At 45.1% G+C, this 13,199-nt stretch carries 12 protein-coding genes; 7 read left to right on the forward strand and 5 right to left on the reverse strand.

Translation table 11 applies throughout. The annotated features are described in order from the left end of the window. Positions 1-432: 432 nt before the first annotated feature. A complete protein-coding gene (locus NYE72_RS25825) occupies positions 433-2,232 on the reverse strand; it encodes a M3 family oligoendopeptidase (RefSeq protein WP_339210730.1) in 1,800 nt (599 codons plus the stop codon). A 118-nt stretch (positions 2,233-2,350) separates the two neighbouring features. Here NYE72_RS25825 and NYE72_RS25830 point away from each other — a divergent pair, with 118 nt between their 5' ends. Together NYE72_RS25830 and NYE72_RS25835 are read left to right on the forward strand one after the other, a co-directional pair. Continuing rightward, the gene (locus NYE72_RS25830) at positions 2,351-2,542 is read left to right on the forward strand and encodes a YycC family protein (protein ID WP_076105309.1); all 192 of its coding nucleotides are present in this window, start codon (positions 2,351-2,353) and stop codon (positions 2,540-2,542) included. Beyond that, positions 2,539-2,769 carry a hypothetical protein gene (locus NYE72_RS25835; protein ID WP_036685307.1) on the forward strand — a complete coding sequence of 77 codons (231 nt, stop codon included), beginning with the start codon at positions 2,539-2,541 and terminating at the stop codon, positions 2,767-2,769. Before NYE72_RS25830 ends, NYE72_RS25835 begins: the two co-directional genes overlap by 4 nt. 79 nt (positions 2,770-2,848) lie before the next feature. Here NYE72_RS25835 and NYE72_RS25840 read toward each other — a convergent pair whose 3' ends face one another. Both NYE72_RS25840 and NYE72_RS25845 read right to left on the reverse strand, forming a co-directional pair. Continuing rightward, the gene (locus tag NYE72_RS25840; protein ID WP_038573205.1) at positions 2,849-3,565 is read right to left on the reverse strand and encodes a DUF2225 domain-containing protein; all 717 of its coding nucleotides are present in this window, start codon (positions 3,563-3,565) and stop codon (positions 2,849-2,851) included. A gap of 36 nt (positions 3,566-3,601) precedes the next feature. Continuing rightward, a complete protein-coding gene (locus tag NYE72_RS25845) occupies positions 3,602-3,985 on the reverse strand; it encodes a globin (RefSeq protein WP_038573207.1) in 384 nt (127 codons plus the stop codon). A 412-nt stretch (positions 3,986-4,397) separates the two neighbouring features. Between NYE72_RS25845 and ylbJ the strand changes: the two genes are divergently transcribed. The 4 genes from ylbJ (at position 4,398) to NYE72_RS25865 (ending at position 9,389) form a co-directional block, all read left to right on the forward strand. Beyond that, positions 4,398-5,660 carry a sporulation integral membrane protein YlbJ gene (gene ylbJ / locus NYE72_RS25850; protein WP_339210732.1) on the forward strand — a complete coding sequence of 421 codons (1,263 nt, stop codon included), beginning with the start codon at positions 4,398-4,400 and terminating at the stop codon, positions 5,658-5,660. A 74-nt stretch (positions 5,661-5,734) separates the two neighbouring features. Next, a complete protein-coding gene (locus NYE72_RS25855) occupies positions 5,735-6,538 on the forward strand; it encodes an NAD kinase (RefSeq protein WP_076105311.1) in 804 nt (267 codons plus the stop codon). Between the two features lie 146 nt (positions 6,539-6,684). Beyond that, entirely contained in the window at positions 6,685-7,869 is a 1,185-nt protein-coding gene (locus tag NYE72_RS25860) for a copper amine oxidase N-terminal domain-containing protein (protein ID WP_036685319.1), read from the forward strand. Between the two features lie 80 nt (positions 7,870-7,949). Next, positions 7,950-9,389 carry a S41 family peptidase gene (locus NYE72_RS25865; protein WP_339210734.1) on the forward strand — a complete coding sequence of 480 codons (1,440 nt, stop codon included), beginning with the start codon at positions 7,950-7,952 and terminating at the stop codon, positions 9,387-9,389. Positions 9,390-9,977: 588 nt separating this feature from the next. Here the strand turns inward: NYE72_RS25865 and NYE72_RS25870 are convergent. Continuing rightward, a complete protein-coding gene (locus NYE72_RS25870; protein WP_339210736.1) occupies positions 9,978-10,712 on the reverse strand; it encodes a YutD family protein in 735 nt (244 codons plus the stop codon). Positions 10,713-10,914: 202 nt separating this feature from the next. Next, the gene (lipA, locus tag NYE72_RS25875) at positions 10,915-11,820 is read right to left on the reverse strand and encodes a lipoyl synthase (RefSeq protein WP_036685320.1); all 906 of its coding nucleotides are present in this window, start codon (positions 11,818-11,820) and stop codon (positions 10,915-10,917) included. Between the two features lie 254 nt (positions 11,821-12,074). Between lipA and NYE72_RS25880 the strand changes: the two genes are divergently transcribed. After that, entirely contained in the window at positions 12,075-13,175 is a 1,101-nt protein-coding gene (locus NYE72_RS25880; protein WP_339210738.1) for a M23 family metallopeptidase, read from the forward strand. The last annotated feature ends 24 nt before the right edge of the window (positions 13,176-13,199 follow it).

Raw genomic sequence — 13,199 nt, forward strand, 5'->3', positions numbered from 1 at the left:
CAAAGGCGGTCGCTCCCGCTCTTACAGTTCCAAAATTCCCCTCCGCCACTCCTTCCCCTTTTCCCAAGTTTCTGGTTCGATTTATATTGTTTGTGAGCTTAGCTACTTCGAGTTTACTTCGTACAAATCGGCTTAGTAAGCGCTTACTTAAGCTTTTTGAGCTAAGCTCATTAGTCTTCCTTGCAAGCCTTATATAAGGCTCAAGGCTCATTATAGACCCCTTAAATACGTCAAACAACATTATTCTACAAAATTGGGTTATTATCCCTAGTAATGCGCAAAATTCATAGATCATTCGTATATTAATTTTTATAAAACGGGAGTTTTCGACATTTAACCATTAAAAAAAGACCCCTTAACCGGGGTCTTTGCGTGTTCACACTGAAATTTCGTTATTTTTAGCGCACTGAAATTTGTCTTATTTTAGACATTTCATGCTAAATGCTCAGTCATCTCCAAGAACTCGTTGATATCAGCCACGATCAAATCTGTAGCCCCTTGCCAGAAATCTGGCTTAGTCAGATCCACACCCAAATGTTTGAGCACCAAATCCTCCAATGTCATCACGCCGGTATCCTGCAACAAGCTATCATATTTGTCTGCAAAAGAAGCTCCCTCTTGTAATGCCAGACGATATAAGCCTGTACTGAACATATAACCAACAGTGTACGGGAAATTATAGAAAGGTACATCTGTGATATAGAAATGCAGCTTCGACGCCCAGAAGTGAGGATGGTATTCAGAAAGCACACCACAGAAAGCTTCTTTCTGTGCTTCCACCATCAGAGCAGACAGTTCCTCAGCATTTACAAGGCCTTCCTTACGTTTTTCATAAAAGCGAGTCTCGAACAAGAATCGAGCGTGAATGTTCATAAAGAATGCCACACTGTTCTGTATCTTCGTTTCAAGCAGTGCCAGCTTCTCCTCTGCATTGCCCGCAGCTTTAACCTGAGCATCAGATACAATCACTTCTGCAAAGGTTGAAGCGGTCTCTGCAACGTTCATTGCATAATTCTGATTAAATACAGGTTGATCATCAAGCAAGTAGGAATGATAGGCATGTCCCAGCTCATGGGCCAATGTTGAAACATTGGAAGGTGTGCCGCTGTAGGTCATGAATATCCGTGATTCTTTGCTCTCAGGGAAGGAAGTACAGAATCCACCAGGACGTTTGCCATTACGATCCTCAACCTCGATCCAGTTATTATCAAAGGCACGCTCTGCAAACTCAGCCATCTTAGGACTAAATTTACGGAACTGTGTGACGATATCCTTCGCAGCTTGATCATAAGGGATTTTGCCGGAGGATTTGCCTACGGGAGCTTCGACATCGACCCATGAGAGGGAATCCAACCCCAGCAGCTTGGCTTTGCGCTGAAGGTAGGACACGAGTACAGGTTTGCTCTTCGTAATTACGTCCCACATCGTATTTAAGGTGTCCTGTGTCATACGATTGATGCTGAGCGGATCTTTTAGAACATCGTCCCAGCCTCTGCCCTTATAGAGCTTCAGGCGGAAGCCTGCTAAGTGATTTAAAGTATCTGCGCAATTATCTGCCGCTTCAGTCCAAGCCTCTTCCCATTTATGGAACATCGCTTGACGCACTTTTGGATCTGGATCATCCAGCTTATTAAAAGCTTGACCTGCAGAAAGCAGCTTTATTCCTTCTTCATCCTCAAATGGGATCTTGATTGAGCTTACAATCGTATCATAGTGTCCGCTCCATCCATGATATCCGTCAACAGCTAATTCCAACGCTAAACTTTCCAGCTCAGGGCTCATCTTCTCACGGGCCAAATCACGGCTCTCGCTCAGTACGAACGTTAAAGGAGCAATCTCTGGACGAGCCATCCACTCAGCCCATACCTTGTCCGTAGTCTGACGCAGTACATTGCTAAATTGCGAGCTGATCCCTTCGAATCCGGCGCGCATGCTTGTCACTTTGGCTGCCAGTCTTACCGCACCCTTGTCCATCTGATTCTGAGCGCCTAGACAGTCTGCGAAGGAAGTGACCTCCACAAGTCTTCCTGAACAGCTCTGAAGCAATGCTATAACCTCATCCAATGCTTTTGTTGACGCAACATCCGTTGGTGCCACAGCATCCTTCACAAAGCCCTGTAAAGATAAAATATCTTTTTCAAGCTTGCTCAAGAAACCTTCTAGCTCTGCAGACGAAGCCCCCCCCGGAAAAATAGTATCCAGTTCCCAAGTCAGTGATAACGGTTGTTTCATTTGTACTCACCATTCCTTTGCTTTCATTTGACTTTCTTTGTAATTGTCTTAACACCATGGTAAAGTGAATAACGATATCTGAACATTTATAGCCGATAAACTTTAGGAGGGCATTCATATGAAGCCACTACAAATTTCACCGGAAACAGCCATTACGTTATCCAAGCAACTAGGCGTTCCTTTGGAACACTTGATGCATATGCCCCAACATATTTTACTACAAAAAATAGCGGAGCTATCCAAAAAACAAAATCCCCCACAAACTGAGGGCGAAAATGAAGAGACTCCTTCTGGGAAGGACTCACAATGATTCCTTTTAGTCATACCTGGCCTTATGACATCATTCTAGGCGATATGTATGTGCAATACTGTCCATTCTGCAACTCAGAGAATGTGCTTCTGCCTATGAAGCCAAAAGAATTACAAATCGTTCGTGACGGCAAGAAAAAACTGCTTGTCTTCCCCTGCTGCAGCGCCAGTCCTACAGTTATAGATAATGACGGCGATTACCTTTTGTTCGATCGAGCTGTCAGATAAGCAAATCCTAACATTTTCTTTCTACAAAGCGCAGAGGAGAATTAAATTCTCTTCTGCGCTTTTTGTTGTTCGCAAATCGTTATGAACTTGAAGACAAGCCTTCGACATCAACCTCAACCTCTACAGCCTCAGCACGCATTTGCTCCCGTAAAATAACCCACTGCTCACGTGCCGCTCGAATCATCGCCGCATCCATAATCTTCTGATCATTAATCAGACGGGAGAACCACATCACAGCCACTGAGTATTCTCCGATGCGCCGATTAAGTTCGCCGATCAGGTACATGAGCCGGGCATCATTGCCGGCAATGCCATCTTTTTCATAGACCTTAACATACTCGTCCAAAGAATAACGTAAAAAACGCTTCTCCTGCTCAGTCTCCCCTTGGTAGCGATAGAGCCAAGCAATGTGATGCAGCAGACTTGCAATAATCCGATCTTTATCGTTAATACTCTGAGCACATAAAAGCGCCAGCTTATAGGTCTCGAGCGCAGTTTCCCAGTCTCTTTTCTCCCCAAAGTCTCGGCTCTTCCAGCGTTTCCCTACCTGCTCATTAAATGCCTTACGCTGACGTTCCGTCAGCTTGTCAGCCGAATTTTCTGTGGAGGCAAACCCGCAATTGGGGCAGACCCGTACAACATAATAATCCGGATTCTCATTTTTATAATACGCGCAGAAATCAGCATCACGCCGAATAGCCTTTTTTAGACTAGGACGTACCCGCGAGGTTGAAAATTCATTTTCACAGTTGCAACACTTGACCTTAATAGAATATAGGGGTATTAACTCTGTCAAGTACTCTCATTCCTTTCAGGATCAACCTGTCCCTTGTTATTCCTGGGGCATGTTAACAAAATGATGTGCAGGACCTGCAAGGCGGCTAAGCACGAATGAACGCAGTGGTTCTTCGACTCCAGTCTCCACCAGTGCCTCTTTCATACATTGTAGCCACTCATCAGCACGTTCTGGTGTAATAGGAATATGCATATGCCTTGCTCTCATCATGGGATGTCCATGTAATTCCGAATAAAGCGGACCCCCGCCAAAAAACTGTGTCAGGAATTGATATTGCTTCTCCAGAACTGGAGTAATATCTTCAGGGAACAAGGGTCCCAGCTGCGGATGAAGCTGTACCTTGGCATAGAACACTTCCACCAACCGATGTAGTGCTTCAGCCCCCCCTAGATTGTCATATATACTCTCATTTGGATTCATTGAGGTTACCAGCCTTCTTCCATATTAATGAAACGTTACTTATTTTATTATACCAAAGATAAGCATAACACGGATATCCGTCGAAAGTGCTCTCTAAACTACAGAAAAAAGGCGCTAAACTATAGTTCAGCGCCTGAAGAGTAAGGTTAGTAGGTCCTAAATTCCTCATCACCAGGAGGGACGAGAGAGACCCGGATTACATATACAAAAGCACAAACGAGAACTCCGGCTATAACGCTCATCGCCATCACTCCATCCCATTTAATCGTGTAACAGAGGGTGCATTTATTTATTACATAATATCATAATTCCTGCGAAAAAGCACAGATAATTGTAACCGCTTTCTCCATTTTTTTGTGCTGTTTGTCCCTCTTTTTGCATACATCTAACCATAGACCAGGAGGCGTTAATTATGACTTTTAAAAAGATTGGCGGCCCGCTGCTGGGATTCATATTGGCTGGTTGTATGCTGCTGATGTTACTTCATCCTGAAGCATCTCTTGCCGCAGCCTTACGTGGCCTGGCCATCTGGTGGGACGTGCTCTTCCCTTCACTGTTTCCCTTCTTCGTCATTTCTGAAATCATGCTAGGCTTAGGCATTGTCCATCTCTTCGGCGCTTTACTTGATCCACTGATGCGCCCCCTCTTCGGTATACCTGGCAGCGGTGGTTTTGTCGCGGCCATGGGATATGTATCAGGATATCCCGTTGGAGCCAAATTAACCGCTAAGCTGCGGGAGCAGAAGCTGATCAGCAGAATCGAAGGTGAACGCCTTGTAGCATTTACAACCTCCTCCGATCCTATTTTTCTACTAGGGGCGGTATCCGTTGGGTTCTTTCGCGATGCTTCTTTGGGGCTAATATTGGCACTAGCCCACTACGGAAGTGGCTTAATGGTTGGTCTCCTAATGTCATTTCATGGACGTAAGGAACAAAAGACTCCCACCCAAGACCTAACAAAAAGTAGTTCTGACACCCCCTCTGCTCCAGCAAAACAAGGATTCGGCAGAATACATGCCGCACTCCTTGCGATGTCCGAAGCCCGGCGCAAGGATGGACGGAGCTTCGGGGAACTGTTAAAAGGAGCGATCCAATCCTCGCTACAGCTTATTATTGTCGTAGGGGGTCTGGTTGTATTCTTCAACGTGCTAATGGAGCTGCTTGCCCGTGCCGGAATCCTGCCCTCACTATTTAGCCTGGCCGGATCTCTCGTCTCCCTTGTTGGAGGGCCTCCCGAATTAGCTCAGGCCTTGATCAGCGGATTGTTCGAGGTCACCATAGGTGCTCGTTCTGCTGGTGAAGCCGCTTCTTCCATCCCGCTTCAATTCAAGGTCGCAGCAGCTGCCTTTATTCTCTCTTGGGGCGGATTATCTGTACATGCCCAAGTCGCCAGTATTTTGAACGGTACCGGGCTGCGTTATCTGCCGTTCTTAACTGCACGACTAATACATGCCATACTCGCAGCAGGTCTCGTGGTGGTGCTATGGAAGCCTGTGATGGGATCAGGATTGTCTTCTGCCTGGGTCTCTCTGCCTGCCTCCACTGCCTTTACACCATCAGCCTCAGGTGTCACTGCCAGTCTAGCTCTACTGAGTCTTATACTAGCCGCTGCTCTTCTAGTGTCACTGCTTATCCCTGCCTTTATGGCAATGCTCCGATTGATGCGCCGAAGTTGATTACATATTGTGTTCCGGGGCAAGATTGATTATGATCGGTGTATGACGGAATTATATAAAGGAGCTTGTACATCTTGAGATATTATGTTCTGGACCGCGGTGATGAGCTGTCAATCAAACTTGCCGAGCAATTTCACAAGCTGGCGGCGGAGCGGGATTTGCAACTGGATGCCGAGTCTCCGGAAATCGTCATCTCGATAGGTGGAGACGGCACAATGCTGCACGCTTTTCATACCTTTATCGACCAGATTCCCAACTTAGCCTTTGTAGGTGTGCACACAGGACACCTCGGCTTCTATGCGGACTGGCAAGCAGAAGAGCTGCCCACCTTAATCGATTATATGTGCGGAACCGGTGAATCTGAGCCGCAGAAACCGCGTATTGTGAAATATCCATTAATAGAGCTGGAGATTCACAAAAAATCGGGATCTTCGTCTCACATTGCCCTCAACGAATTTACCCTTAAAGGGGTGGATGGAACTATAATGATCCAAATCGACATCAACGATGTCACCTTCGAAATGTTCCGGGGCGATGGACTTTGTATTTCAACTCCCTCTGGCAGTACAGCTTATAACAAAAGCCTAGGGGGCGCTATGGTTCACCCTTCAATAGAAGCGCTGCAGATTGCCGAAATCGCGTCTATTAACAACCGTGTATTCCGGACAATGGGCTCGCCGCTACTACTGCCAAAGCATCATCATTGTGACATTTTTTCATGTAAAGACCAGCGTTTGCTGCTCACCGTAGATCATAACAACATTCCTGTTGATGACCTGATTTCAGTACGCTGTCAAGTTTCAGACAAAAAAGTCAGCTTCGCAAGATATCGTCCGTTTCCATTCTGGAACCGTGTCCGTGAAGCTTTCTTAGTCTGAGATCAGGGGATCAAAAAGCTGGAGATTTCAATATCTCCGGCTCTTTTTGGTGTGACAAAACTAACACCAATTGATAGACATAGAGAGAAATCAAATGGTATAATGAGGCTATTTTACAAAGAGTTACATAAAAGGAGAGAGTACTGTTGAAAAAATTATTATCCCTCTTGAGCATAAGTCTTCTGGCCCTGATACTGGCGGTCCCGGCTTTTGCTGCTTCAAAACCGATTGATGTTTATATCAACGGCAGTAAGGTTTCCTTTACCGCAGGAACCCCTTACTTAGCGAACAATTCTGTACTTGTCCCTTTCCGGGTCATCTTCGAAAAGCTTGGACTGCAGGTGCTTTGGGATGCCAAGACTGGAACAGTAACAGGTAAAAGTTCAAATCTGGCGATCAGCCTGAAAATTGGCAGCAACCGTGCAACCGTTAACGGAACCGTGAAAAAACTGACCACCGCACCAGTCTCCTCAGCTGGCACTACATACATTCCTTTACGTTTTATCGCAGAGGCAACCGGAGGCACAGCCGTCTGGAATTCAACCAGCAGAAGCGTGCAAATTACCACCCCAGTATCCAAAGATAAGGACGAAGCAGCGATTACAGCATTAATCCGTTTGTCTAATAAGTATTTTAATGAAGAAAAAGCAATTAGCTTCTATTCCCTTATGGATTCAGAATCCTCTAATGCGGAGTCAGTGGCGGATCTCAATGCATCCTTTGAGATTTTTGATATAAAAAATACTATTGAAAGTTTGGAAATCATTGATATTACAGGCGATGACGCTACTGTTTATACATTGGAAAGCTCTCGCCGGACAGGTGGGGCTTATACGCCAGATACAGAGGACGAATACATGTATACACTTGTCCGCAAGAATGGAAGCTGGAAAATATCATCTGTGGAATCCCAAAGCTCCGTGATACTGCTGACTCGTGAACAAGCTCTAAAAACAGCAGCTAACATTCCTCAAAATGATGCGGATGCCATCAAAGGTAATATCACCAAATATTATCAAGCTATGAATGAACAAAATCCGGCGGCTGTTCTTTCCACCATGACTTCATACGGAGAAGAATATGATACCTCCCTTAAGGAAGATCTGGAAGATTTCTTTACTTCATACGACGTCACTTATACTCCAAGCGTTTCAAATATCTACTATTTTAGCGCCAAAGAAGCAGCTATTTATGTGGAAAACAAAGAGAAAGATGCCAGTGAAGAGGAAACTTTTGAGCAAGGCACTATCTTCATTTTATCCAAGTCGGATAGCGGGGTATGGACTACTGATAACACCTATAGCGTTTACTATAAACTTGTGAAATCCTAAAACCATACGTCACAGAAAGTTAATTCGTGCAGTGTATACTTTCTTATCTTATAAATTATATAAAAAGGGCGTATGATTCCATGAAATCCAATAAAGTAATAAGTGCACTTCTAGGCAGCTGTCTGGCTTTATCCCTAACTTTTGCTCCAGTAGTTTCTGCTGCCGATGCCGCTCAGGCATCTACAGATAACCGTGATCTTATCAATGAAGTCATGAATATTCTGGAGAACTATAACCTCTCCGGTGTAGATAAGGATACTTTGATTCGTGGAGCCATTGACGGCATGGTGAACACCCTGGATGATCCTTATAGCCAATACTTCAATACCGAGGAAGCGGCACAATTTGAACATGATGTTGATCTGGAATACGTTGGTATTGGTGTTAGATTGCAATATACCGCAACAGAACTCTACATCGAAGACATAACACCCGGTTCGCCTGCAGAACAAGCAGGTCTGAAACGCGGTGATACGATAGTCAAAATTAACGGAATCCCCGTTGAAGAGACCGAAGGAGACGAGTTAAGCGGAGCCGCAGGCACCAAGGTCACTCTGCAGGTGCTCCGGAATGGAGTGACTAAATCATTTCGTGTAACCCGAAATGAAATCAGCTCGACTTCTGTTACCGGAACTATTGTTGGACAGAAGATAGCCTACATCACACTGAGTGGTTTCACACAGAATTCCGATGAAGAATTTGCCGCTATGCTGAAAAAGATGCGTGCAGCAGGTATGAAATCGATGGTGCTTGATTTGCGTGACAACTTAGGCGGCTATATGGATTCGGCATACAACATTGTCTCCAATTTCATGGATAAAGGCATCATGATGTATACCTCCGATCAAACCGGAGCACTTACTCCAGTAACGATTGCCAGTGGCAGCAAAATAGGCGTACCCGTCGTTATTCTAACGAATGAGTACACTGCCAGCGCTTCTGAGGCGCTTACTGGCGCATTACGCGACAATAAGCTCGCTACCGTCGTAGGCACTCGTTCTTTCGGCAAAGCACGTATTCAGAGCCTGCTTCCAATGTCCAATGGAGACATGCTGAAGCTGACTACGCAGAAATACCTAACTCCAAATAAAGAAGACTTTAATCACATCGGGCTTGCACCGGATATTGAGGTTAAAGGCAAAACTGCGCAGCTGATTACCGCTCTACAGATTGCAGGAATGAAAAGCATTGAGGTTTCCGGTGATCATCATATCTTGAATGTCAACGGGGTTGCCTTTGCTGGTAATGTGGGTCTAATAAAGCAAGGAGATAAGACTTATGCTTCTTCGCTCGTACTAGGTGCACTGATCGAAGGCGACATCACATGGGATGCCAAGAACAAAAAAGTCATCGTAACGAACGGGACAGGTAAAGCGACCGGCTTTACGTTGTCCTCCAAAGAGGCGCTTTCTCAGAACGGCGAGACCTTCATTGAATTAAATGCCTTTAAGAAGAAGTTCCCTGCGCTTGTATGGAGTTACAATGCAACACAGAAACAATTGAAATTATCTGTAAAATAGATCCTTAATCTAGCTAATCATTAAGCTGCTGAATCAAGCAACCATGAGTAAAAACAGGAGTTGTCACATAAGCCATGAAATGGCCGTTGGGACAACTCCTGTTTTTTGTTTAGTTTGATAATATTTGCACCTACGAAACATCTGTAGCACCTATCGGACATGGATGACCCTAATCGCAATATTAATCCATATTTGTTATGCTATCGGACCCCATAGTCGCTATTGGTATAAAAGACACCATAATTACTCCCCTCTTTCTAACGAATAGCATCATTGGAGTCCGAAACCCTGCTCAAAAGGCTAAAAATTCGCACATAACGGCATCTGGGTCCTTAAGCCTCGGGGGATGATGAAACTGCTGGATCAAGCAGCCAACGACTAATAGCATAGAGCAGCAGAGCAACACAGAGTAGCAGAAACACTGAGCAGCACAGCAACACTGAGCAACACACAGCAACACTGAGCAACACACAGCAACACTGAGCAGCGATCTCCAAGTACCGGGAGAAACGCTGCTCTGCTATTTTTTATAAGAAAAAAAGCTGGCTCATTCGTAGAAGGACTCTACTTATGGTTCAGCTTTCATCATTAAGGTTGTGAATTTTCTATGTTTTGATTGTTCTGGTTGTTTTGATTATTTTGATTGTTTTGATTGTTCTGGTTGTTTTGAGCGCTTTGAGGTTTTGGTGTGTTTTGGGGCTTCTGAGACTGACCTTGTGGCGGTCTGCCTTGGAAATCCTTTTTGGATTTCTTGCCCTGTGAATCCTTGCCCCGGTGATTTCGGCTCTGATGTTCTCTCACAGGTCTATCCTTCGCCATATTGTCCTTAGAAGAAGTCATCTCTTTAAATGCCAATGAGTGATTCGAGCCTTGCTTAGAGGATGTTTCTTTAGCAGAAAACTCTTTATCTGCAGCCGCTTCATCACTAGCTTCCGATTCTTGCTCCAAGGCCTCTTCATCACTCGGCTCCGGTAATTCTTTGATCAAAATATCCTTGAACATGCCTTCTTGTGGTACCTCTTTCAATTTATGCAGCACAAAATAAGCGCACCCAAAATTGCAGTATTCATTAATATAATCAACCATACCCGAAATCGCTGTATCCCGATTCACCTTAGGATGGTTGTCCCGGTAAAAACCTTTCAAACGCAACTGACTGTAACCCCAGTCACCGATAATATAGTCGTATCTTTCCAGCACCTCGCTATATCTCCCGCGAAATGCCTCCGGATTCCAACCATCCTTATGATCCAACATAAGTTCATAGCCTTTTCCGCCTATTACGATCAAAGCTTTTGCCGCCTGCCTTTCTTTGGGAATCATGACGTTGATTATACCGCCATCTATGTGGAATATTGGGCTTTCGGTCGCTGTTCTCGAACCGCTCCTACAGCTCCAATATTCCCCTCCAATGACGCAAATCAACGATTTTTATGGGTAACCTAAGAGCAGAGATTTCAGAACGCTGTCGCTCTTCCTCCTCTTACTAACATTCTCCGTGAATTAAACCACAGAAAAGCAATAATTAGCTAGAAGAAACCGCACGCTCCTCGCGAGCTTGAGCTGCAGACTTCACCTGCTCATGCGCATGATAAGAGCTGCGAACTAGCGGGCCTGATTCCACATGGCTGAAGCCACGCTTCATTCCCTCTTCCTTCAACAGTGCAAATTCCTCCGGTGGATAATATTTCTCGACATTTAAATGTTTTGGAGTGGGTTGCAAATATTGTCCTAAAGTCAATATATCACAATTTACGGCTCGCAAATCATCCATTGCTTGTAAAATCTCATTCCACTCTTCACCGACACCAAGCATGATACTCGATTTGGTTGGAATATTGGGTTTCATTTCCTTGGCTCTGCGCAGCAATTCCAAGGAACGAGGGTACTTCGCTTTAGCCCGTACACGATCTGACATCCGTTCCACGGTCTCAATATTATGATTAAGAATGTCTGGATTACTGTTCATGACAATCTCAAGACTATTCCGGTCTCCTAAAAAGTCTGGAATAAGCACTTCAACACTACATAACGGAAGGCGTTTACGAATCGCCGCGACCGTCTCAGCAAAAATCTGAGCGCCACCATCCGCAAGATCATCGCGGGCCACACTAGTCACCACACAGTGACGAAGATTCATTTTCTCTGCAGCTTCAGCTACACGTTCAGGCTCCTGCAGGTCCAGTTCTGTAGGCATCCCTGTATTTACTGCACAAAAACGGCATGCGCGTGTACAAATATCACCTAAAATCATGAAGGTAGCCGTACGGTTTGCCCAGCATTCATAAATATTCGGACACCTAGCTTCTTCACATACGGTATGTAAAGTTTTGGAACGCATCATGCTTTTGATTTCCTGATAGTTGTCACCGGTAGTTAGCTTAATCTTAATCCAATCCGGTTTAGGTTGCTTTGCTGTTTTATTAGACAAAATGATAAACCCCGCTTCCTCCTGAATGTGATGCTGCAGATGAAAGTTGCTGCCTCATATTATAACATGTGCGATTTACAATTGCCTGTTTTTGTGAAATATGCAGGGTGTATCATCTGGAGTTTCCAGCGAGATTTTTCTGGTACCTTTAGACAAGAACGGATAAAAAGTAGTATTTTGCACCAATCTATAAAAAAGCTTCATCCGAAGTGACTACATTCAATTTAATGCCCGGACAAAAGGAGGCTGTTATCTTGCTGGCCCTATTTAAAAATATTAAAAACCGGAGAACCCTGTTATGCCTGTCCGCGGCCGCTATCCTTTGGGGTGGTTTAAACCTTCCCGTTGCAGCAGCTGTAGCGCGGCCTACTATCCAACCGGTGATGAGCAGCGGGGATCCCGCTAGTGCTAGCAAAGAAGCGCAATGGTCTGGCCGTAGACAGATTTATGAGCAAATGAGCGCAGCTACTGGTATCCCTTGGTTTAGGTTCGCAGCCATTGATCAATATGAACGCACGCTCGCCAAAAAGGGAGCCTCAGGGCAGCCTGTCTCCACGCGCCTTACAGCGATAATAATCCCGGCACCAGTATGGGCTGGTCCACTTAACCCGGATCAAGGGGATACTTCCCCGAAATCCATTAGCTTCTTTGATGGTTTTGGCAGTGATGGCTCAGGAGACGGCATTGCTGATCCAGAGAATGATGCGGACGTTCTGTATAGTATGGCTAGACACTTATTGAAGTATGGACAATCCGCTAGTGATTTCAGTATCGGGGTCTGGGAGTATTATCACAATGGCCGCGCCTCGCAGCGCATTACCCAGTTCGCGAAGTTATATGAACATTTTGGACGGCTGGACCTATCCGGCAATGCCTTCCCGCTTCCCCTAAGTAACCTTTATTCTTATCGTAGCACTTGGGGTACTGGAAGAAGCTGGGGCGGAGCACGTATCCATGAAGGAACAGATTTATTTGCACCTCAAGGAGTGCCAGTACGAAGCACCTGCTTTGGCTTAGTAGAGACAAAAGGCTGGAACCGGTACGGTGGCTGGAGAATTGGCATTCGCGATATCGAGAACCGTTACCATTATTACGCTCATCTATCTGGATATAACAAAACCATTTCTCGCGGAGATATAGTCACCCCCGGTGAGATTATTGGCTGGGTAGGCAGCTCGGGTTACGGCAATCCCGGTACACAAGGAAAATTTCCTCCACATCTACATTTTGGCATTTACCGCGATCGCGGAATTACCGAATGGGCTTTTGATCCGTTTCCGTTACTGAAACAATGGGAGAAACAGGAATATAGAGACTTAAAGAACAAAAGAAGCAAAAGAAGTGCTGTAAATTAGAATAAGGTCCCTTTCCTTAGAGAG

Source organism: Paenibacillus sp. FSL L8-0333, assembly GCF_037965665.1.
GTDB lineage: Bacteria > Bacillota > Bacilli > Paenibacillales > Paenibacillaceae > Paenibacillus_AQ > Paenibacillus_AQ odorifer.